This is a genomic window from Streptomyces sp. V4I8 (assembly GCF_041261225.1).
GTDB lineage: Bacteria > Actinomycetota > Actinomycetes > Streptomycetales > Streptomycetaceae > Streptomyces.
Genome location: NZ_JBGCCN010000001.1, coordinates 716489 through 733725 on the forward strand (window position 1 = coordinate 716489; position 17237 = coordinate 733725).

Here is a 17237-nt window from a genome sequence, read left to right on the forward strand (position 1 = left end):
CCGCAACCCGTGTCGGAGAAGGTCGTTGTGCCGGACGTGCCCGCATCACGCATGCCCTCTGGTCACGGTGAAGTCGCTCCGCCCAGGGGTGGGGACGGTGGGCATGGACCCGCCCCCCTTCCCGGAGGGCGGTACAGGATCGCGCGGGAGCCGGCCCTGCGGGCGGCCTACGAGTTCTATCGACGGCAGACCCGGCGGGACCCGGCCCAGTACGCGCTCATCCAGCTCGCCCCCGCCCCGCTGCGGCCGGCCTGCTGGGCACTGTGGGCCGCGGCGAACGCCGTCGACGATCTGGCCGACGACCGGCGCGCCACGGTCCGGGGACGCGCGGTCCAGGTCGAGGCGTGGATCACGGCTCTCGACCGTGATCTGGCGGCCGGCACCAGCGCGGACCTCGTACGCCGCGCCCTGGTGGACACCGTCTGGCGTTGGCGTCTGGACCTGTCGGGGCTGCGCGGTGCGATGGATGTGGTGCGCGGCGACGTGGGCGGGCGCAGCTTCGCCGACTGGGCCGCCCGGCGGGCCTGGGGCCGCGGCAGTCTGCTGCCCTGGTTCGAACTGACCCGGGACCTCCTCGACCGGGCCGGTGCTCCGGTGACGCTGCGGCTGGACCGCCAGGAGGGCTACGAGCGGTTCCTCGACGGTTTCCGGCTCACCGATGTCCTCACCGACCTCGCCGCCGACCTCCCCCAGGACGATCTGCTGGTGCCCGACGAGGCCCTGGCCGGCCACTCCGGAGCCGCGGCGGACCTCCGTCGGCTCCGGTGGAACGACGGTGTCGCCGCGCTGGTCGCCGACCTGACCATGACGGCCCGTCGGTGGACCGCCCAGCCCGGTCTCACTCGCGGCATGCATCCCGGCCCGGCGATCATCCTCGACACCATGGCCGCCCTGCTGTACGCCCAGCTCGACGCGTTCGACGCGGCCGGACCCCGGCTCCTGCGCACCGCACCGCGTCCCGGCGTCGCCACCAGCGCCCGTATCCTCGCCCCCGCCCGTCTGCGCGCGAGCCTGGCCTGGAAACTCACCCGGACCGCCCGGCCGGCGGCATCGACCCCTCCCTCATCCACGAGGCGGACGTCGCCGCCCGCCTGCCCCACCCGGATCTGCCCGACGTCGACCTGCTGTGGCGCACCAGCGGCGAACAGCGCACCTCCAACTTCCTTCCCTGGCAAGCCACCTATGCGGAGCTGTACTTCACCGACTCCCTCTGGCCGGACATCGACCGACGTCACCTGTGGCAGGCCGTCACCACCTGCAGCCGACGTCAGCGCCGTCACGGCGCCACTCCCCCGACGTGAGCCGGCCGCGGGCGGCGACGGCGAAAACCCGTGGAGTCGGTGATCGGCGCCGTGCTAACGTCCGCACGCCGGCCGCGGGACTCCGGTGCGACTTCCGGAACCTGCCTATGAAGCAATGATTCGCAGCTCGTGCCTCCATTCCCCGGCCGGCTTCCGGCAGGGGGTTGGCGTGGGGGCGGGGCATGGAGTCGTTCGGGGATCTGATCGCGGCCGATGACGTGCTGCTGTTCGTCAATGCCGCGATCACCGCGACCGGGCAGCGCGAGTTCCACTCCGACGCCGGTGCTCAGCGGCTCTCCCTGGACTTTCTGCACGCGTACATGCTGGGCAACTACCGCGACCTCTACGCGGGTGTGCTCGCTCTCGACATCAACGACCACAACGCCGCGCTGATCATCCGCCGGCTGCTGGAGACGGCCGGCGAGGCCACCGTGGAGCAGCGCCGCAGCGAAGGGCGTCTGATCGCCGGGCGGCTGGCCCTGCTGCCACCCCAGCGCGTCTACGGACTCTTCGGGGCGCTGCGCCGTGCCCGGGTGAACAACCGCCGCACCCGCGCCCTGCTGCGCGACTGGCTGTCCGCCCGGCCCGACCCGGCCTTCGACGCGGTCAAGTACCGCAGCGGTCTGAAGCAGGCGCTGCGCCACGCGCATCTGGTGCCCGGCGAGGGCGAGATCGGCACGTTCCTGTTCGCGCCGCTCAGCCGCGCCCACTACGACACCCCGATCCTGGAGACCTGGCGCCGCGCGCACTTCGAGCAGTCGGCTGTGTACCGGCTTCCGTACACCGTCGCCGAGGGCTTCGCGGCCAAGCACGGCATCCCCCACAGCGTGTTCCTGGAGCGGATCGCGCCGCGGCTGACGCGAGGGGAGGCACTGCGGTTGCAGGAAGCCGCGCAGGCGCAGGGTGCTGCCACGGCGGAGGCGTTGAAGACCGACCTGTCACGGATGCCGCTCACACGGCTCGCCGGATATGTGCTCTCGCTTCCGGCCGAGGAGCGGGTCGGGCGGCGCGCGGAGCTGGACGGCGCGCTGCGCACGGCCGCCCAGCGGGTCGCCGGCGTGCACCGCGGCACATGGGGCCGGGTGACGGCCGTATTGGACGACAGCTTCTCGTCGTACGGTTCGGGCGTGAAGCGGCGTCGGCCGCTGGCGGTTGCCCTGGCCTGCCACTATCTGCTCGATGCGCTCGCCGGGCACTACCGCGGGCTGTGGACCTCCGGGCGGGGCGATGCGCTGCTGGCGCATCCGGTGGGTCCGACGCCGCTGGGTGAGCGGGTGCTCGACGCGCTGGAGACGTCCCCGGACCGGCTGGTGATCGTCTCCGACGGCTGGGACAACGCTCCGCCCGGACTCGCCGCCGAGGTCCTGCGCGTCTGGCGCACCCGCCTGGACACCGCGCGCCGCACCAGTGTCGTCCATCTCAACCCGGTTTACGACGCCGCGGACTTCGACGTCCGCCGGCTGTCCGCGCGTGTGCCGACCGCGGGCATCCGTGACGCGGAGGATCTGCCGGCGCTGGTCGAGATCGCGCAGTTCGCCGAAGGCCGGACCGGGCTGACCGAGCCGAAGGCAGCTCAACGCCGCCCTCGCCGACGGCAAGAACCTCCTGGTCACACCCGGCGTCTACCACCTCGACCAGACCCTGCGGGTGACCCGCCCCGACACCGTGATCCTCGGACTGGGCCTCGCGACGTTCATCCCGGACAACGGCGTCACCGCCATGACGGTCGCCGACGTCGACGGGGTGAAGATCGCGGGCGTGCTCTTCGACGCCGGCACCACCAACTCCCGGACCCTCGTGGAGATCGGACCGGCCGACTCCACCGCCTCCCACGCGTCGAACCCCACCTCCCTGCACGACGTGTACTTCCGCGTCGGCGGAGCCGCCGTCGGCAAGGCGACCACGAGCCTCGTCGTCAACAGCGACCATGTCATCGGCGACCACATGTGGATCTGGCGCGGCGACCACGGCAGCGGCATCGGCTGGAACACCAACACGGCCGAGACCGGACTGGTCGTCAACGGCGACAACGTGACCATGTACGGCCTGTTCGTCGAGCACTACCAGAAGCACCAGACCATCTGGAACGGCAACGGCGGGCGGACGTACTTCTACCAGAACGAAATGCCCTACGACCCGCCGAACCAGGCCGCCTGGATGAACGGCTCCACCCAGGGCTACGCCGCCTACAAGGTCGCGAACTCCGTCACCAGCCACCAGGCGTACGGGCTGGGCAGTTACTGCTTCTTCAACGCCAACCCGTCCGTCACCGCGGAGCACGCCTTCGAGGTCCCGAACAACCCGGGCGTCCGCTTCCAGAACATGGTGACCGTCTCCCTCGGCGGAACCGGAACCATCCGGCACGTCATCAACGACCGCGGCGGCCCCTCCAACTCGTCCACCAACGTGGCCAACCTGGTGAGCTACCCGTGAGGCGGCTCGTGGCACGTCTGCTGACGGGGCTGGCGCTGGTGCTGGGGCTGACGGCGGCCCCGGCGCCCGCCGGGCTCGGCGCGTCCGCCGCGCCCCAGGCGCCCGCCTTCAAGGTCATCGCCTTCTACAGCGGCACCTGGGACGCCGCGCACATCGACTTCGTCAAGGAAGCCAACGAGTGGTTCCCGCGCACGGCCGCCCAGCACGATTTCACCTACACGGCGACGACGAACTGGGATCTGCTCGCGAACGGACGGGTGAACGACTACCAGGTCGTCGTCTTCCTCGACGACGCGCCGCACACCGCGGCGCAGCGGGCCGGTTTCGAGCGGTACATGCGGGCCGGCGGCGGCTGGATGGGGTTCCACGTCTCGGCGTTCACCACCGACGCCGGATCGTGGCCCTGGTACCACAACGGCTTCCTCGGCAGCGGTGACTTCCGCTCCAACACCTGGGGGCCGACGACCGCGGTGCTGCGCACCGAGAACCGGGCCCACCCGGCCACGTCCGGGCTGCCCGCGACGTTCACCTCGTCGGTCAGCGAGTGGTACAGCTGGTCCAACGACCTGCGCACCAACCCGGACATCAGGATCCTGGCCTCCGTCGACCCGACGAGCTTCCCTCTGGGTACCGACCCGAACCAGTCCTGGTACAGCGGCTATTACCCGATCCTGTGGACCAACTCCCGGTACCGGATGCTGTACGCGAACTTCGGGCACAACGCCATGGACTACGCCACCAACGCCCGGCTGTCGTCCACGTTCGCGAGTCCCACCCAGAACCGCTTCCTCGTCGACGGGCTCAGGTGGCTCGGCGGCGCGGGCAGCGGTCGGCCGCCCGGAAGTCCGTGAGCGCCGCGATCCCCGCGTCGAAGGTGATCGGGGGTTCGAACCGCAGGTCGCGACGTGCGGCTTCGATGCTGAACCAGTGAGGGTGCACCAGCTCGGCGACCAGGAAGCGGCTGAGCGCGTGCGTGCGGGCGCGCCCGGTCAGGCGCAGGACGCTCTCGCTGGTGGCTGCGGCGGCCCGGACCAGCGGGGCCGGCACGCTGCACCAGTGGGCCCGCAGGCCCGCCGCGCGCAGGAAGTGGGCGGTGAGGTCGCGCAGGGGGCGGGGGTCGTCCTGGGTGATGAAGTAGGCGCGGCCCCCGATGGGGCAGCCCTGCTGGAGCCGGTCCAGGGCGAGCAGGTGCGCGTGGGCGGCGGTGTGCAGGTGGGTGGTGTCGACGAGGTTGCTGCCGTCGCCGGGCATCACCAGTCGGCCCGCCCGCACGGCGCGTGCCAGGGCCGGCGCGAAGTGCGGATCGCCGGGGCCCCAGATGATGTGCGGGCGCAGGGAGACGGTGGCCAGGCCGGGGCTGTCGGCGGCCAGGACGAGGGCTTCGGCCCGGGCCTTGGTACGGGGGTAGGCGGCCAGGTGCCGGTCGGGGTAGGGGCAGCCTTCGTCGGCGTTGCGCAGTCCGCCGGGCTGGAAGACGACGCTGGCGGTGGACGTATGGACAAGGGTGCCGACCCCGTGGGCGCGGCACTGGTCGATGACGTTGCGGGTGCCCCGCACGTTGGTGTTCCAGTACGGCGGGAGGGGGCCGCTGACGCCGGCCAGGGCGGCGTTGTGGATGACGGCGTCGCACCCGGCCAGTGCGCGGGAGACGGCGGCCGGATCGGCGAGGTCGCCCTGGTGCTGCCGGACGCCGAGGCTCTCCAGGGCGGGGCTGGGGCGGCGGCTGAAGGACGCGACCGTCGTGCCTCGGGCGACGAGTCGGCGGCAGATCTCCAGCCCGAGGAAGCCGCTCCCGCCGGTGACCAGAACTCTCATCGCGGGGGCCTCTGCAGCTGCTTGGCGGCGGAGGCGGCGAGCCGGGTGCGGTCGATCTTGGAGTTGTGGCGGATGTCGGTGGGGAAGCGAGGGTGGAACAGCACGGTGTCGATGCGGCGGCCGTGCGGGTGGTCGCCGAGGGCGGCGCGCAACGCGTCCAGGATCGCGTCTCTGTCGGTGCCGGGCTCGGGCTCGACACCGAGGACCGCCCGCTGTTGTCCTGCCGGGCCGATGCCGAGCAGGGCGGTGCGGCGGACGCCGGGAGCGGTGTCGGCGGCGGTCTCGACGTCCTCGGTGGTGAGGGTGAAGCCCTCCCCGGTCACGCGGTGCGCTGTGCGGCCGAGGTACCACAGGCGGCCTTCGTCGTCGAGGCGTCCCAGGTCGCCGGTGCGGTGCCACAGTCTGCCGTCCGCGACCGTTTTGGCAGCTGCCGTGGCGTCCGGTCGCGCGTGGTAGGCGGGGCTGACCACGGGCCCTGCGACGGCGATCTCCCCCAGTGCGGTGGCGTCCGCGTCCAGGATGCGCGCCTCGATACCGGGCAGGGGGCGGCCCAGGCAGGTGCCGTCATGCCCCGGGGGCGGCTGAGTGCGCAGCTCTCGCAGCTCGCCGGCGTCGATGGCGGCGACGGGCAGGCACTCGGTGGCGCCGTAGACGCTGAGGATCTCCGCGTCGGCGGGCAGCACCTTGGCCAGGGCCTCGGCGAGACGGGGGCTCAGCGACGCGCCGAAGGACAGCACGCGGCGCACAGAGGGCAGGGTCAGGCCGTTGCGGGCGCAGTGACCGGCGAGCAGACGGAGGAGGGCGGGTGAGGCCGCGACGGCGGTCGCCCTGTGCCGCAGGAGCGGGCCGACGACGTGGCCGGCGGGCGTGCGGGCCGGGGCCAGGTGGTTGATCTGCGGGGCGACGGTGGTCATGCCGAGAAGCGGGCCGAACAGGGCGATCGGCAGGAAGCAGGAGAGAAGGACGTCGTCGGGTTCGGGCCGCAGGACGGCGGCGAGGGCGGTGAGTTGCCCGGCGATGGTGGCGTGGCGGTACTCCACGCCCTTGGGCCGGCCGGTCGAGCCGGAGGTGAAGGCGATCATCGCCAGGTCCTCGTCCTGCGGGACCGGGGCGAGGGGAGGCGGGCCGCTCCCGTCGGCGACCGTCAGCGGCAGGCTCTCGCCCAACAGCCGGTCCTGGCCCGGGAGCCGGCCGCCGGTGACCAGGGCCGTGCGGACGTGGCCGCGGCCCCAGCCCAGCGCTCTGCGCCCGACGTGGGCCAGGCGTTCCCCGATGAAGACGCCGGGGCCGATGTGGTCCAGGCAGCGCCGCACGTCGGCGCGGGGCTCGATCAGGGCGGGGACGGCACCGAGGAGGGCCGACCCCTGGACGGCGACGAAGAGTTCGTAGGCGTCGCGGGTCATGACCACGGCCTTGTCGCCGCGCCGCACTCCGGCCGACCGGAGCTGGTCGGCGGTGCGGCGGCAGCCGTCCAGGAGTTGCGCCGCGGTGATGGCCTGTGATGCTCGGGCGCCGGCACAGCGGACGAGGGCGGTCGCCCCGGGGTGTTCGTTCAGCCGGGTCAGGCGGGCGAAGATGCTGTCCTGTGCGGTGGTCATCGCTGTCCTCGCAGAAAGTCCCGGATGTGGTCGCCGAGTTCGTCCCCGGCGTCCTCCATGACGAGGTGGCCGGCGTTCGGGTAGCGGCGGACGTCGGCGTGGGGATGGCGGCGGGTCCACTCGGTGAGGACCGGCGGGGTGAAGACCGGGTCGCGCATGCCCCAGCCGATGAACATGGGGATCTGTCGCAAGTCGTCGGATTCGGCCGACGGTTCGAGCAGCCGCCACGCCTCGTCCGTGGCGCCCCGGGGGATGGCTCGGACGAACTCCGTGATCGCGCGGCGGTTGTTCCGACGCCGGTGAGGGAGGAGATAGGCGCGCCGTTCGGCGGGGCTGAGCGGGTGGGTGACGCCGACGCGGACCGTGGCCCGGGCGAAGGCGTTGGTGGTGTGGACGGCGGCGGCGACGGGCCGGTGGTCCCTGATCCAGCGCAGGTAGAACGGCAGCCGGTAGCCGTCCGGCCAGGGAAAGGCGATGGTGTTGAGGACCACCAGACGGGAGACGATGCCCGGGTTGCGCAGCATCCAGGCGAAGCCGATCGGGCCGCCCCAGTCGTGCACGACGAACGTCCAGCCCCGCGCCGGGATGCCCTCCTGCTGCACCAAGTGCTGGTAGAGGGCGTCCAGATGGTCCAGCTGGGCCTGATAGCGGGCGGCGGGGTCCGGCGGCAGGGCGAGGGGGTGGGACAGGCCGAGGCCCGGTAGGTCGGGGGCCAGGCAGCGCGCGTGCGGGGCCAGCGCGGGAAGCAGTTTGCGCCAGGCGTAGCTCCACGTGGGATTGCCGTGCAGGAACAGCAGCGGTTCACCGGCACCGAGGTCCACGTAGTGCTGGCCGGTCGTGGGTACGAGGCGCCAGTGGTCGCGAGCGGGGTAGCCGGGCAGCAGCTGCTGGAGGAGGGGCGAGTGCGTGGCGTCGGCCGGGCGCCGGCTGTCGGCGGTCACCAGCGGATCAGCGCCAGACCGAAGCTCATGCCGCTGGCCAGGCCGAGCATCGCGACGGTGTCCCCGGGCTCGATGCGGTCGGTCTCCAGCGCCTTGACCAGTTGCAGGGGCAAGGACGCCGCGGCGCAGTTGCCGTGCTCGGCCACGGTGGGCATGCACCGGTCGGCGGGCAGGGGGAGCTTGTCGACCATCTCCTGGAACTGTGGCATGCCGATCTGGTGCACGGCGATGAAGGCGCTGGAGCGGACCGTCTCCAACTCCCGCTCGGCCGCCCGCTGGAGGAACGGCAGACCCTCGCCGGCGGTCGTGCGCAGCAGGTCGCCGTTCAACCGGATGGTCATGTGCTCGTCGTCGAACGCCCGCGGATGCATGGTGCCGCCACCGCTCACGGTGCAGGCGTTCCAGGCGGTGGAGTCCGCGGTGAACCGGAGGGCGAGCACTCCGGGGTCGCCGTCCCCGGCGGGCCCCGCGGTGAGCAGCAGGGCGGCACCGGCGTCGGAGACGGTGTAGCCGGGCATGGCCCGCAACAGGGCCTCATGGTCGGGGACGTGCCAGCGCGTGACCGTGGATCCCACCTCGCCGCAGGCGATGAGCACCCTGCGATAGCGGCGGGTGGCGATGAACGCGCTCGCCACCTCCATGGCGTTGAGCACGCTGTTGCAGGCGTTCGTCACGTCGAACACCGGGCAGGTGGCGCCGAGTTTCGCGGCCACGAGGTGCGAGGTCGACGGTTCGATCATGTCCTTGCTGGTGGCGGCGAACAGCAGCAGATCGACCTCGCCGATGGTCAGGCCGGCGTCCGCGAGCGCCTTGCGGGCAGCCGCGGCGGCGAGGTCCGAGGCGCACACACCCTCCTCGCACGCGTGGACGCCGCGCACGCCGGTGATGTCCTCGATCAGGCCGGGCCGCGGTACGTAGGGACTTCCGGCGGCGGCGATCCCGGCCCGGATCTCCTCCATGGTCCGGTAACGGGACGGCAGATGGACGGCGATTGCTGTCAAGCGGGCACGCGGGGCTTCGAGCACCGCGCCACCGTAACGGCCGGTCACGCGTCGTGACGTGAAGATCACTCGCTTGGCCGATCCGGATCACACCCACGGGTGAAACGGGCCTTGGCCGCCTGGTCACGGGGGGAGGCTCACCCCTGCTCGGACCGGACAAGCGGGGCAACAAGGGGCGGGGCATGGCTGTGGAACGTGACGACCGGTCGGTGGCGGTGGTGGGCGTCGGTTGCCGGCTGCCCGGCGGCATCACCGATGTGGACGGGCTGTGGGCAGCGCTGCGAGACGAGCGCGACCTCGTGGGGGAAATGCCTCCGGACCGGTTTCCGAAAGATCGGTTCGTCGATCCGGCAGCGGTGCGGCCGGGCCGCAGCTACACCTCCGCCGGGGGCTTTCTCGACGACATCGCGTCGTTCGACGCCGCGTACTTCGGGATCTCGCCGAAGGAAGCGGCCCACCTGGATCCGCAGCAGCGGCTGCTGCTGGAGATGACGGCCGAGGCGCTGGACGACGCCGCCATCCCGGCCGAGGCCCTCGCCGGGTCCGACACCTGCGTGTACGTGGGAGTCTCCGATCCCGCCTACGGCACCTTCCTGACCATGCAGGACAACCACACCAGCCCGCACACCATGCCCGGCGCCACCTTGTCCATCACGGCGAACCGTCTGTCCTACGCGTTCGACCTGCGCGGCCCCAGCATGGCGGTCGACACGGCGTGCTCCTCGTCGCTGGTGGCACTGGACCGGGCCTGCCGCACCCTGCGGGAGGGCACGAGCCGCGTGGCCCTGGCGGGCGGGATCAACGTACTGATGAGCCCGTACTCGTACGCCGGTTTCTGCTACGCGGGGATGCTGTCCCGGCGTGGTCGGTGCGCGGCGTTCTCCGCCGACGCCGACGGATTCGTACGGGCCGAGGGCGGCGCGGTGCTGGTGCTGAAGCGGCTGGCGGACGCGGTGGCCGACGGCGACCGGATCCATGCCGTCCTGGCCGGCACGGGCAGCAACTCCGACGGCCGGACCACCGGTATGACGCTGCCCAGTTGGGAGGCCCAGGAGGCGCTGCTGCGCGCGGTGTGCCGGGAGGCCGGGGTCGGGCCGGACGACCTGGTCTACTTCGAGGCGCACGGCACCGGCACGCCGGTCGGCGACCCCGCCGAGGCGCGGGCCATCGGAGAGGCCCTCGGCATGCGGCGCGGCGCGGGCCCGCTGCCCGTCGGGTCGGTGAAGTCCAACCTGGGCCACCTGGAGCCCGCGGCGGGCATGGCCGGCCTGCTCAAGGCGATCCTCGTGCTCCGGCACCGGATCGCGCCCGCCTCCCTGCACGCCCTGCCGCTCAACCCGGCCATCGACTTCGACGCCCTCGGCCTGGCGCCCACCGTGAGGTCGGTGGAGTTGCCTCGCTCGGAGGGGGCAGCGGTGGGGGTGAACTCCTTCGGCTTCGGCGGCGCCAACGCCCACGCCGTCGTCGTACCGCCGCCTCCGATCCGGGCGGTGCCCCGGCCGGCACCGCCCGGATCGGACGGGGCGGACAGGGCCGTACCGGTGGTGGTTTCCGCGCGGTCGGCCAAGGCGCTGCGGGAGTTGAGCGTGCGGATGGCGGAGCGGCTGCGGGAGGCGGCGCCGGAGGAGTTCTATGATCTGGCCCGCACCAGCACGCTGCGGCGCAGTGCCCACCCGCACCGTGCCGCCGTGCTGGCCGCCGACGCGCGGGAGGCGGCCGACCGGTTGGACGGCCTGTTCGCCGAGTCGCCGTCGCACGGGGCCGTGATCCGCAAGGCCGAGCGGGCCGCCGTCGCGTTCGTGTACTCCGGCAACGCTTCCCAGTGGCCCGGGATGGCCGCCGACCTGATGGCGGGTGAGGCGGTCTTCCGTAACGCCGTGGAGGAGGCCGACGCCGCGTTGGCTCCGCATCTGGGCTGGTCCGTGGCCAAGGAGTTGGAGCGTCCCGCCGCGCCGCGCTGGGCTCGTACGGAGATCGCCCAGCCGGTGCTGTTCGCCGTGCAGGTGGGGCTCACCGCGCTGCTGGAGTCGCAGGGAGTGCGCCCGGGCGCGGTCGCGGGGCACAGCGTCGGCGAAGTGGCCGCCGCGTACACGGCCGGGGCGCTGACCCTGGAACAGGCCGCGCTGGTACTCGCCCAGCGGAGCCGCACCCAGGCCGCCACGGCGGGCCGGGGCCGGATGGCCGCCGTCGGTCTGGGCGAGGACGCCGCCCGCGAGGAACTGGCGCGCTTCGGCGGGGCGTTGGAGATCGCCGGGATCAACAGCGACCGGGACGTGACGGTGGCCGGCGACCCCGACGCCCTGGCCGCTCTCGGTGCCGAACTGTCGGGCCGCGGCGTCTTCTTCCGCGAGCTGGATCTGCACTACGCCTTCCACAGCCGTGCCATGGATCCCATCGAGGAACCACTGCGTGCCGCCCTCGCCGGTCTGGCCCCCGCGGCGGCACGGGTGCCGTTCGTCTCCACCGTGACGGCGAACCCGCTGACCGGACGGGAGCCGGACGCGGCGTACTGGTGGCGCAACGTGCGCGAACCGGTCCGCTTCGGCCAGGCCATGGACCGCCTCGCGGCCGACGGAATCGGCATCGTCGTGGAGATCGGCCCGCATCCGGTGCTGCGCCCCTACCTGCGGCGCACGGGACTGACGTACGTGCCGACTCTGCACCGGGACGGGGACGGGTCGCGCGAGGCGGCGGCCGCGGTCGCCGCCCTGGTCGCGGCCGGTGCCGAGGTGGACTGGCAGACGCACTTCCCGCACCCCGGGCGCGTCGTCGGCCTGCCCGCCTACCCCTGGCAGCGCGACCGGCACTGGCACGGCACCCCGCGGGATCTCGTCATGCACACCAGCGGCTCCGGCGCACTGGACCACCCCCTGCTCGGCGAGCGGCTGCCCGCGCCCCACCCCCTGTGGCACGGCACCGTGGAGCCGCAGCTCGTGCCCTGGCTGGGCGACCACCGGATCGGCGGGGCCGTGCTGATGCCGGCGGCCGCGTATGTGGAGATGGCTGTCACGGCCGGGCTGCGGGCGCTGGACCAGCCGGTGGAGGTGCGGCACCTGCACATCTCCCGCCCGTTCGTCATCGAGTGGCCCGACCCGGCGGGTGCCGCGCTGCAGACCGCCGTCACCCCGTCCGACGGCGCGCTGGCCATCAGCACCCGGGACACGCGCGGCGCCGACGTGCAGCCGGTCGTCCGCGCCCAGGTACGCACCCGGCTGGGCAGCGCCCCCGGTCCGCTGGACGTCGCCGCGGTCAAGGCCCGCTGCTCCCGCACCCTCACCGGCGCGGCCTACTACGCGCACTGCCACCGCGTCGGGCTGGAGTGCGGTCCCGCGTTCCAGCTCCTGAGCAGCCTGGACGTCGGCGACGGCGAGCTGCTGGCGTGGTACCGGCTCGACCATCCGGCCGACGCCTACACGGTCCACCCCGTGCTGCTGGACGGACCGTTGCAGGCCACGGTCGCGCTGGCCGACCGGCCGGCCCGGGAGGACGCCGGCTATCTGCCGTCGGCCTTCGGGGCGGTACGGGTGTGGCGCACCCCCGCGCAGGAGGGCGTCGTCCATCTGCGGCGGCGCGGCCGCAGCGCCAACGAGATCTGCTGGGACATCACCTACGCCGACCTCGACGGCACCGTCACCGCCGAGATCGAGAAGTGCCGGACCCGGCGTGCCCGGCTCGCCGACCACGCCCCGCTGACCGTCCAGCGCACCGTCCTGCGCGCGTCCCCGCTCCCGTCGGTGCCCGCCCTGCCGTCCCCGCTGCCCGCTCCGGCCGAGGTGGCGCACGGCGCCCGCGCGCGTATCGCCGCCGCCCGTACCGCACTGGACGCCAGTGGCCACGAACGGTTCACGGACGCCGCGGAACAGGCCGGCGCGCACTGCTGGGCGGCGGCCCTGCGCGGTCTGCTGTCCCGACCGGACGAGCCCTTCTCCATGCCCGATCTCGTCGGCCAGGGCCTTGCGCCCCGGCACCGCAGGCTGGTGCGTCTGATGCTGCCCCTGCTGGTCGAGCAGGGGCTGGCCGAGGCGGACGGGGAGGGTTGGCGGCTGACCGACGTCACGGCGTGCCCGGAGGGGTCTCTGCGGAGCCTGCTGGCGGATCACCCCCGTTTCGGGCCGGTCGCGTTGCTGATCAACAGTCAGCTGCGGCATCTGCCCGAAGTGTTGCGCGGCTCCCTCGACCCACGTGACCTGCTGCCCGTCGGGGAGAGCTTCCTCGAACAGCATCAGGAGACCGCGCCCGCGCACCGCTTCACCCACCGGGTGGTGCAGGCGCTGCTCGACCGGATCGTCCGCGGCTGGCCCGCCGACCGTCCGCTGCGGGTGCTGGAAGTGGGCGCGACCACCACGGCCCTGACCGCCGCCGCGCTGCCGATGCTGCCGGCCGATCGCACCCACTACATGTGTACGGCCCCTGCCCACTCCAACTTCGCCCGCTCCCGGCACCGGTTCGCCGCCTGCCGCTTCATCGAGTACGGCACGCTCGACCTGGACGCCGACCCTGCCGTCCAGGGCTTCCCGCCGGGCGGCTTCGATCTGGTCCTGGCCGGGGACGCCCTGCACGCCACCGCCGACCTGACCGCCGCGCTGGGACACGTCCGGTCCCTCCTCGCCCCGGGCGGACACCTGCTGGCGACCGAGCGGCACCACGACCGGCTCGAGGCCCTGCTGTCGGGCGGCCTGGAGTCCTTGTGGCAGCGCGGTGACCGGACCCTGCGCCCCACCACCCGGCTGCTCCCCCGCGACGCGTGGACGCCGCTGCTGGAGCGCTGCGGTTTCACCAGCCCCTGGCGGACGGGGCCGTCGGACCACTCGGTTCTGGTGGCCGCCACGCCGCGTCTCCCGGCGGATACGCCCGCCCTCCCCGGGTCCCCGCCGGGCGCGGCCTGGCTCGTCGCCACGGAGACCGACGCCGAGAGCCCGGCCGCCCGGGAAGTCGCGGCGCTGCTGGGCCCCGCCACGGTCCTGTCCGCCCCCACCGACACCGGCGTATGGACGGCGGCACTGCCCACCGAGGCCGCGCCGCGTATCGTCCTGCTGCTGGCCGAGCCCGAACCCCGGCGGCTCGTCGCCCAGACGGGCCATCGCGCGGCCGTTCTCCGCGCCCTGGCCGCAGCCTGCCGGAACCTGCCCGCCGACCGCGCGGCACGGGTGTGGCTGGTCACCCGCCCCACCGGTCTGTTCCCCGCTCCGGAACGCCCCGCGCACCCCGGGGACGCGGCCGTCTGGGGTGCCGCCCGTACCCTGGCCAACGAACAGCCCGATCTGGGACTGCACCGCATCTCCCTGGACCGCACGGGGGACCCGGCCGGTGACGCCCTCCGCCTGGCCGCCGAACTGCTCGGCGCGGGCAGCCGCACGGACGAGCACGAGGGCGCGGTCGACGACGAGGTCGTGCTCACGCCGGCGGGCCGCTTCACGCCCGTGCACATCGAGCATCCGGCGGACGAGCCACCCGCCGTCCCCATGGGCGTGCCCTTCATTCTCGATGTCCGCGATCCGGGCCCGGCCCGGCGCCTGCTCTGGCGGGAGACCACCGTCCCGCGGCCCGGCCCCGGTGAAGTCGTCGTGGACATGCGTGCCGTGGCGCTGAACTACCGCGACCCGATGCGCGCGAACGGCCTGTTGCCCCCCGAAGCCGTGGAGGACGGCGCCCCCAGCGGCGGACTCGGCACCGACGGCGCCGGCATCGTCTGCGCCGTCGGGCCCGGAGTGAGCGAATTCGCGGTTGGTGACCGGGTCTGCGGTGTCATCCCCGCGGCGCTCGCCTCCCATGGCGTCACCGTCGACTACAGCCTGATCAGGATTCCGGAGGGCATGAGCTGTGCCGAGGCGGCGACCTTCCCTGTCGCCTTCCTGACGGTCCACAGTGCCATGGTCGACCAGGCACACCTGGCTCCCGGTGAGACGGTGCTCGTGCACGGCGGCGCCGGTGCGGTGGGCCTGGCCGCCCTGCAGTGCGCCCACGCCCGGGGTGCCCGCGTCATCGCGACCGCCGGAACCGAGACCAAGCGGAACCTGCTGCGCAGCCTCGGGGCATGGCAGGTGCTCGACTCACGCAGCCTTGACTTCGTCCCCCGGGTTCGCGAACTCACCGAGGGCCGGGGCGTCGACGTCGTACTCAACTCCCTCAGCGGTGAGGCGATCACCCACGGACTGGACCTGCTGCGCCCCAACGGCCGGTTCATCGAACTCGGCAAGCGTGACATCCTCCTCGGCAACACGCTGCCGCTGCGCCCGTTCGACCGCAGCCTGACGTTCATCGGCTTCAATCTCGACCACGTGCTCATGGACCGCGACCGCGGCTCCCGCCTCGTCGCCGATGTCGTGTCCCTCATCGAGAGCGGCGCGTACCGGCCGTTGCCGCTCACGGTCTACCCGGCGGCCCGGGTGGAGGAGGCTTTCCAGGTCCTCCAGCACTCCCGGCACATCGGCAAGGTGGTGGTCTCCTTCGACCAGGGCGCGGCGGACCCGCTCGACGAATCCGTCCCCGTCCGACCCGCCCCGCAAGTACCCGCGCTGGACGCCGGCGGTACCTACCTGGTGACGGGCGGGCTGAGCGGTTTCGGCGCCGCGACCGCACGGTGGCTGGCCGACCACGGTGCCCGGCATCTCGCGCTGGTCTCCCGCCGTGGCGAGGCCGCCCCCGAGGCGCCGGCGCTTCTGGCCGACCTGGCCCGGCGCGGCGTCCATGCCACCGCCTACGCGGCCGACGTCACCGACGAGGCGGCTCTGCGGCGGGTCATCGAGACGGTCGACACCGGGGGGCACCGGCTGCGGGGCGTCGTGCACGCCGCGATGCACCTCGACGACGCGCCTCTGTCCGCTCTCTCCGACGACCGGTTCACCGCCGTCCTGGCCCCCAAAGCACAGGGCGCCGCCGAACTGGAACGCCTCACCGCGGACCACGACCTCGACCTGTTCCTCACCTACTCCTCGATCGCCGCCGCCGTCGGCAACATCGGACAGGCCCCTTACTCGGCCGGCAACGCCTACCTGGAGGCCCAGGCCCGCGCCCGGCGCGCTCAAGGGCGCCCGGCCACCACCCTCGCCTGGGGGCCGATCGGCGAGACCGGATACGTGGCCCGCCAGGCCATCGGCGACGCCATGGCCGAGCGGGGCTTCCAACCCCTCACCGTCGCCGAGGCCCTCAGCACCGCCGAGGGCCTGCTCCAGCCGGCCACCGACGTCGCGGGCATCGGCCGCTATCGCTGGGCCCTCGCCCGGCGCCTGCTGCCCGCCCTGGGCACGGCCCGCTTCAGCGGCCTCGTACCGGCCGACGCCGCCCCGGGCCCGGAGGGTCGGGCGGACCTGTTGCGCGAACTGGCCGCCATGACACCCGACGACGCCCGGGCGGCGATCACCCAGACCCTGACCCGGCTGCTCGCCGCCGTTCTGCACAGCGACCCCGAGGAGCTGGACCCCGCACGGCCCGTCACCGACTTCGGGCTCGACTCCCTGCTGAGCACCGAATTCCTGCTGCGCGCCGGCGAACACTTCGACGTCCGCCTCACAGCCGCCGAACTGATGACCAGCGACCGCACGCTGAGCCATTTCGCGCAGTCGGTGCACAGCAGACTGGACCTCGGATAGGAACGGTGCGGGCGAGCACGCTTGACCTCAAGTTCGCTTGAGGAAGGAGTCTTTCGCCATGGACACCGAAGACACGCACCGACAGGTGCAGGCCCTGACCGACCGCGCCGAGATCACCGACCTGATGGACCGATACCTGCGTTCCCTGGACGACGGGGTTTTCGACGAGGAATGGGCTCGCGCGTTCCACACGGAAGACGTCACCGCGGAGATGCCCATCGGCACCGTCCATGGCCGCGACGCCCTGCTGTCCCGTGTCCGGCGGGGAATGGCGCTGTTCGACCGGACCGTGCATCTGGGCACCAACGCCGTCATCGAGATCGAGGGTGCCCGGGCCACCGCCCGTGGGGCCCAGCTGAGTACGCACGTCCTGGCGGACGGCACAGGCAGCGTCTTCATCTCCGCCGGGCATGCGGACACCGAACTGGTCAGGACGGCTGACGGCTGGCGGATCTCCGCCTCATCGCTGAGGGTGGTGTGGACCCTGGGCACTCCCCCGCGGCTGCCGGACGGTCCATGACCCCAGAGGTAATCGACGTCTCTCCCCTCCCCCGGCAGG

7 protein-coding genes and 4 pseudogenes are annotated in these 17237 nt (G+C 73.1%); 7 read left to right on the forward strand and 4 right to left on the reverse strand.

Translation table 11 applies throughout. From position 1 onward, the window contains the following. Nucleotides 1–51 precede the first annotated feature (51 nt). From ABIE67_RS03420 to ABIE67_RS03440, 5 genes and pseudogenes are all read left to right on the forward strand, one after another. Nucleotides 52–876, forward strand: a pseudogene (locus tag ABIE67_RS03420) (squalene/phytoene synthase family protein); the annotation flags it as partial. After that, nucleotides 819–1301: an undecaprenyl diphosphate synthase family protein gene (locus ABIE67_RS03425; protein ID WP_370268123.1), complete on the forward strand. Its 483-nt coding sequence runs from the start codon at nucleotides 819–821 to the stop codon at nucleotides 1299–1301. The pseudogene ABIE67_RS03420 and the gene ABIE67_RS03425, both read left to right, overlap by 58 nt. Before the next feature lie 182 nt (nucleotides 1302–1483). Then, nucleotides 1484–2863 (forward strand): annotated as a pseudogene (locus ABIE67_RS03430) (hypothetical protein); the annotation flags it as partial. Nucleotides 2864–2870: 7 nt separating this feature from the next. Continuing rightward, nucleotides 2871–3734: pseudogene (locus tag ABIE67_RS03435) on the forward strand (coagulation factor 5/8 type domain-containing protein); the annotation flags it as partial. Beyond that, a pseudogene (locus ABIE67_RS03440) lies at nucleotides 3731–4576 on the forward strand (ThuA domain-containing protein); the annotation flags it as partial. The pseudogenes ABIE67_RS03435 and ABIE67_RS03440, both read left to right, overlap by 4 nt. Here ABIE67_RS03440 and ABIE67_RS03445 read toward each other — a convergent pair. Genes ABIE67_RS03445 through ABIE67_RS03460 form a run of 4 tightly spaced genes read right to left on the reverse strand, consistent with a single transcriptional unit; the run spans nucleotide 4536 to nucleotide 9137 of the window. Continuing rightward, on the reverse strand, nucleotides 4536–5549 hold the full coding sequence (locus ABIE67_RS03445; protein WP_370252930.1) for an NAD-dependent epimerase/dehydratase family protein: 1014 nt from the start codon (nucleotides 5547–5549) through the stop codon (nucleotides 4536–4538). The pseudogene ABIE67_RS03440 and the gene ABIE67_RS03445 overlap by 41 nt on opposite strands. Then, entirely contained in the window at nucleotides 5546–7147 is a 1602-nt protein-coding gene (locus tag ABIE67_RS03450) for an AMP-binding protein (protein ID WP_370252932.1), read from the reverse strand. Before ABIE67_RS03450 ends, ABIE67_RS03445 begins: the two co-directional genes overlap by 4 nt. Then, a complete protein-coding gene (locus tag ABIE67_RS03455; protein WP_370252934.1) occupies nucleotides 7144–8088 on the reverse strand; it encodes an alpha/beta fold hydrolase in 945 nt (314 codons plus the stop codon). Before ABIE67_RS03455 ends, ABIE67_RS03450 begins: the two co-directional genes overlap by 4 nt. Beyond that, the gene (locus tag ABIE67_RS03460) at nucleotides 8085–9137 is read right to left on the reverse strand and encodes a 3-oxoacyl-ACP synthase III family protein (protein ID WP_370252936.1); all 1053 of its coding nucleotides are present in this window, start codon (nucleotides 9135–9137) and stop codon (nucleotides 8085–8087) included. The genes ABIE67_RS03455 and ABIE67_RS03460 overlap by 4 nt, the downstream gene beginning before the upstream one ends. Nucleotides 9138–9271: 134 nt before the next feature. On the opposite strand from ABIE67_RS03460, the gene ABIE67_RS03465 reads away from it, so the two are divergent. After that, nucleotides 9272–16678 carry an SDR family NAD(P)-dependent oxidoreductase gene (locus tag ABIE67_RS03465; protein ID WP_370252938.1) on the forward strand — a complete coding sequence of 2469 codons (7407 nt, stop codon included), beginning with the start codon at nucleotides 9272–9274 and terminating at the stop codon, nucleotides 16676–16678. 58 nt (nucleotides 16679–16736) lie between these two features. Further along, nucleotides 16737–17198 carry a nuclear transport factor 2 family protein gene (locus ABIE67_RS03470; RefSeq protein ID WP_370252941.1) on the forward strand — a complete coding sequence of 154 codons (462 nt, stop codon included), beginning with the start codon at nucleotides 16737–16739 and terminating at the stop codon, nucleotides 17196–17198. Nucleotides 17199–17237: the final 39 nt, after the last annotated feature.

Bases quoted from the DNA above. Each gene is read 5' to 3' on its own strand.
- ABIE67_RS03465 (WP_370252938.1), top strand. From the start codon at position 9,272: ATGGCTGTGGAACGTGACGACCGGTCGGTGGCGGTGGTGGGCGTCGGT.
- ABIE67_RS03450 (WP_370252932.1), bottom strand. From the start codon at position 7,147: ATGACCACCGCACAGGACAGCATCTTCGCCCGCCTGACCCGGCTGAAC.
- ABIE67_RS03445 (WP_370252930.1), bottom strand. From the start codon at position 5,549: ATGAGAGTTCTGGTCACCGGCGGGAGCGGCTTCCTCGGGCTGGAGATC.
- ABIE67_RS03470 (WP_370252941.1), top strand. From the start codon at position 16,737: ATGGACACCGAAGACACGCACCGACAGGTGCAGGCCCTGACCGACCGC.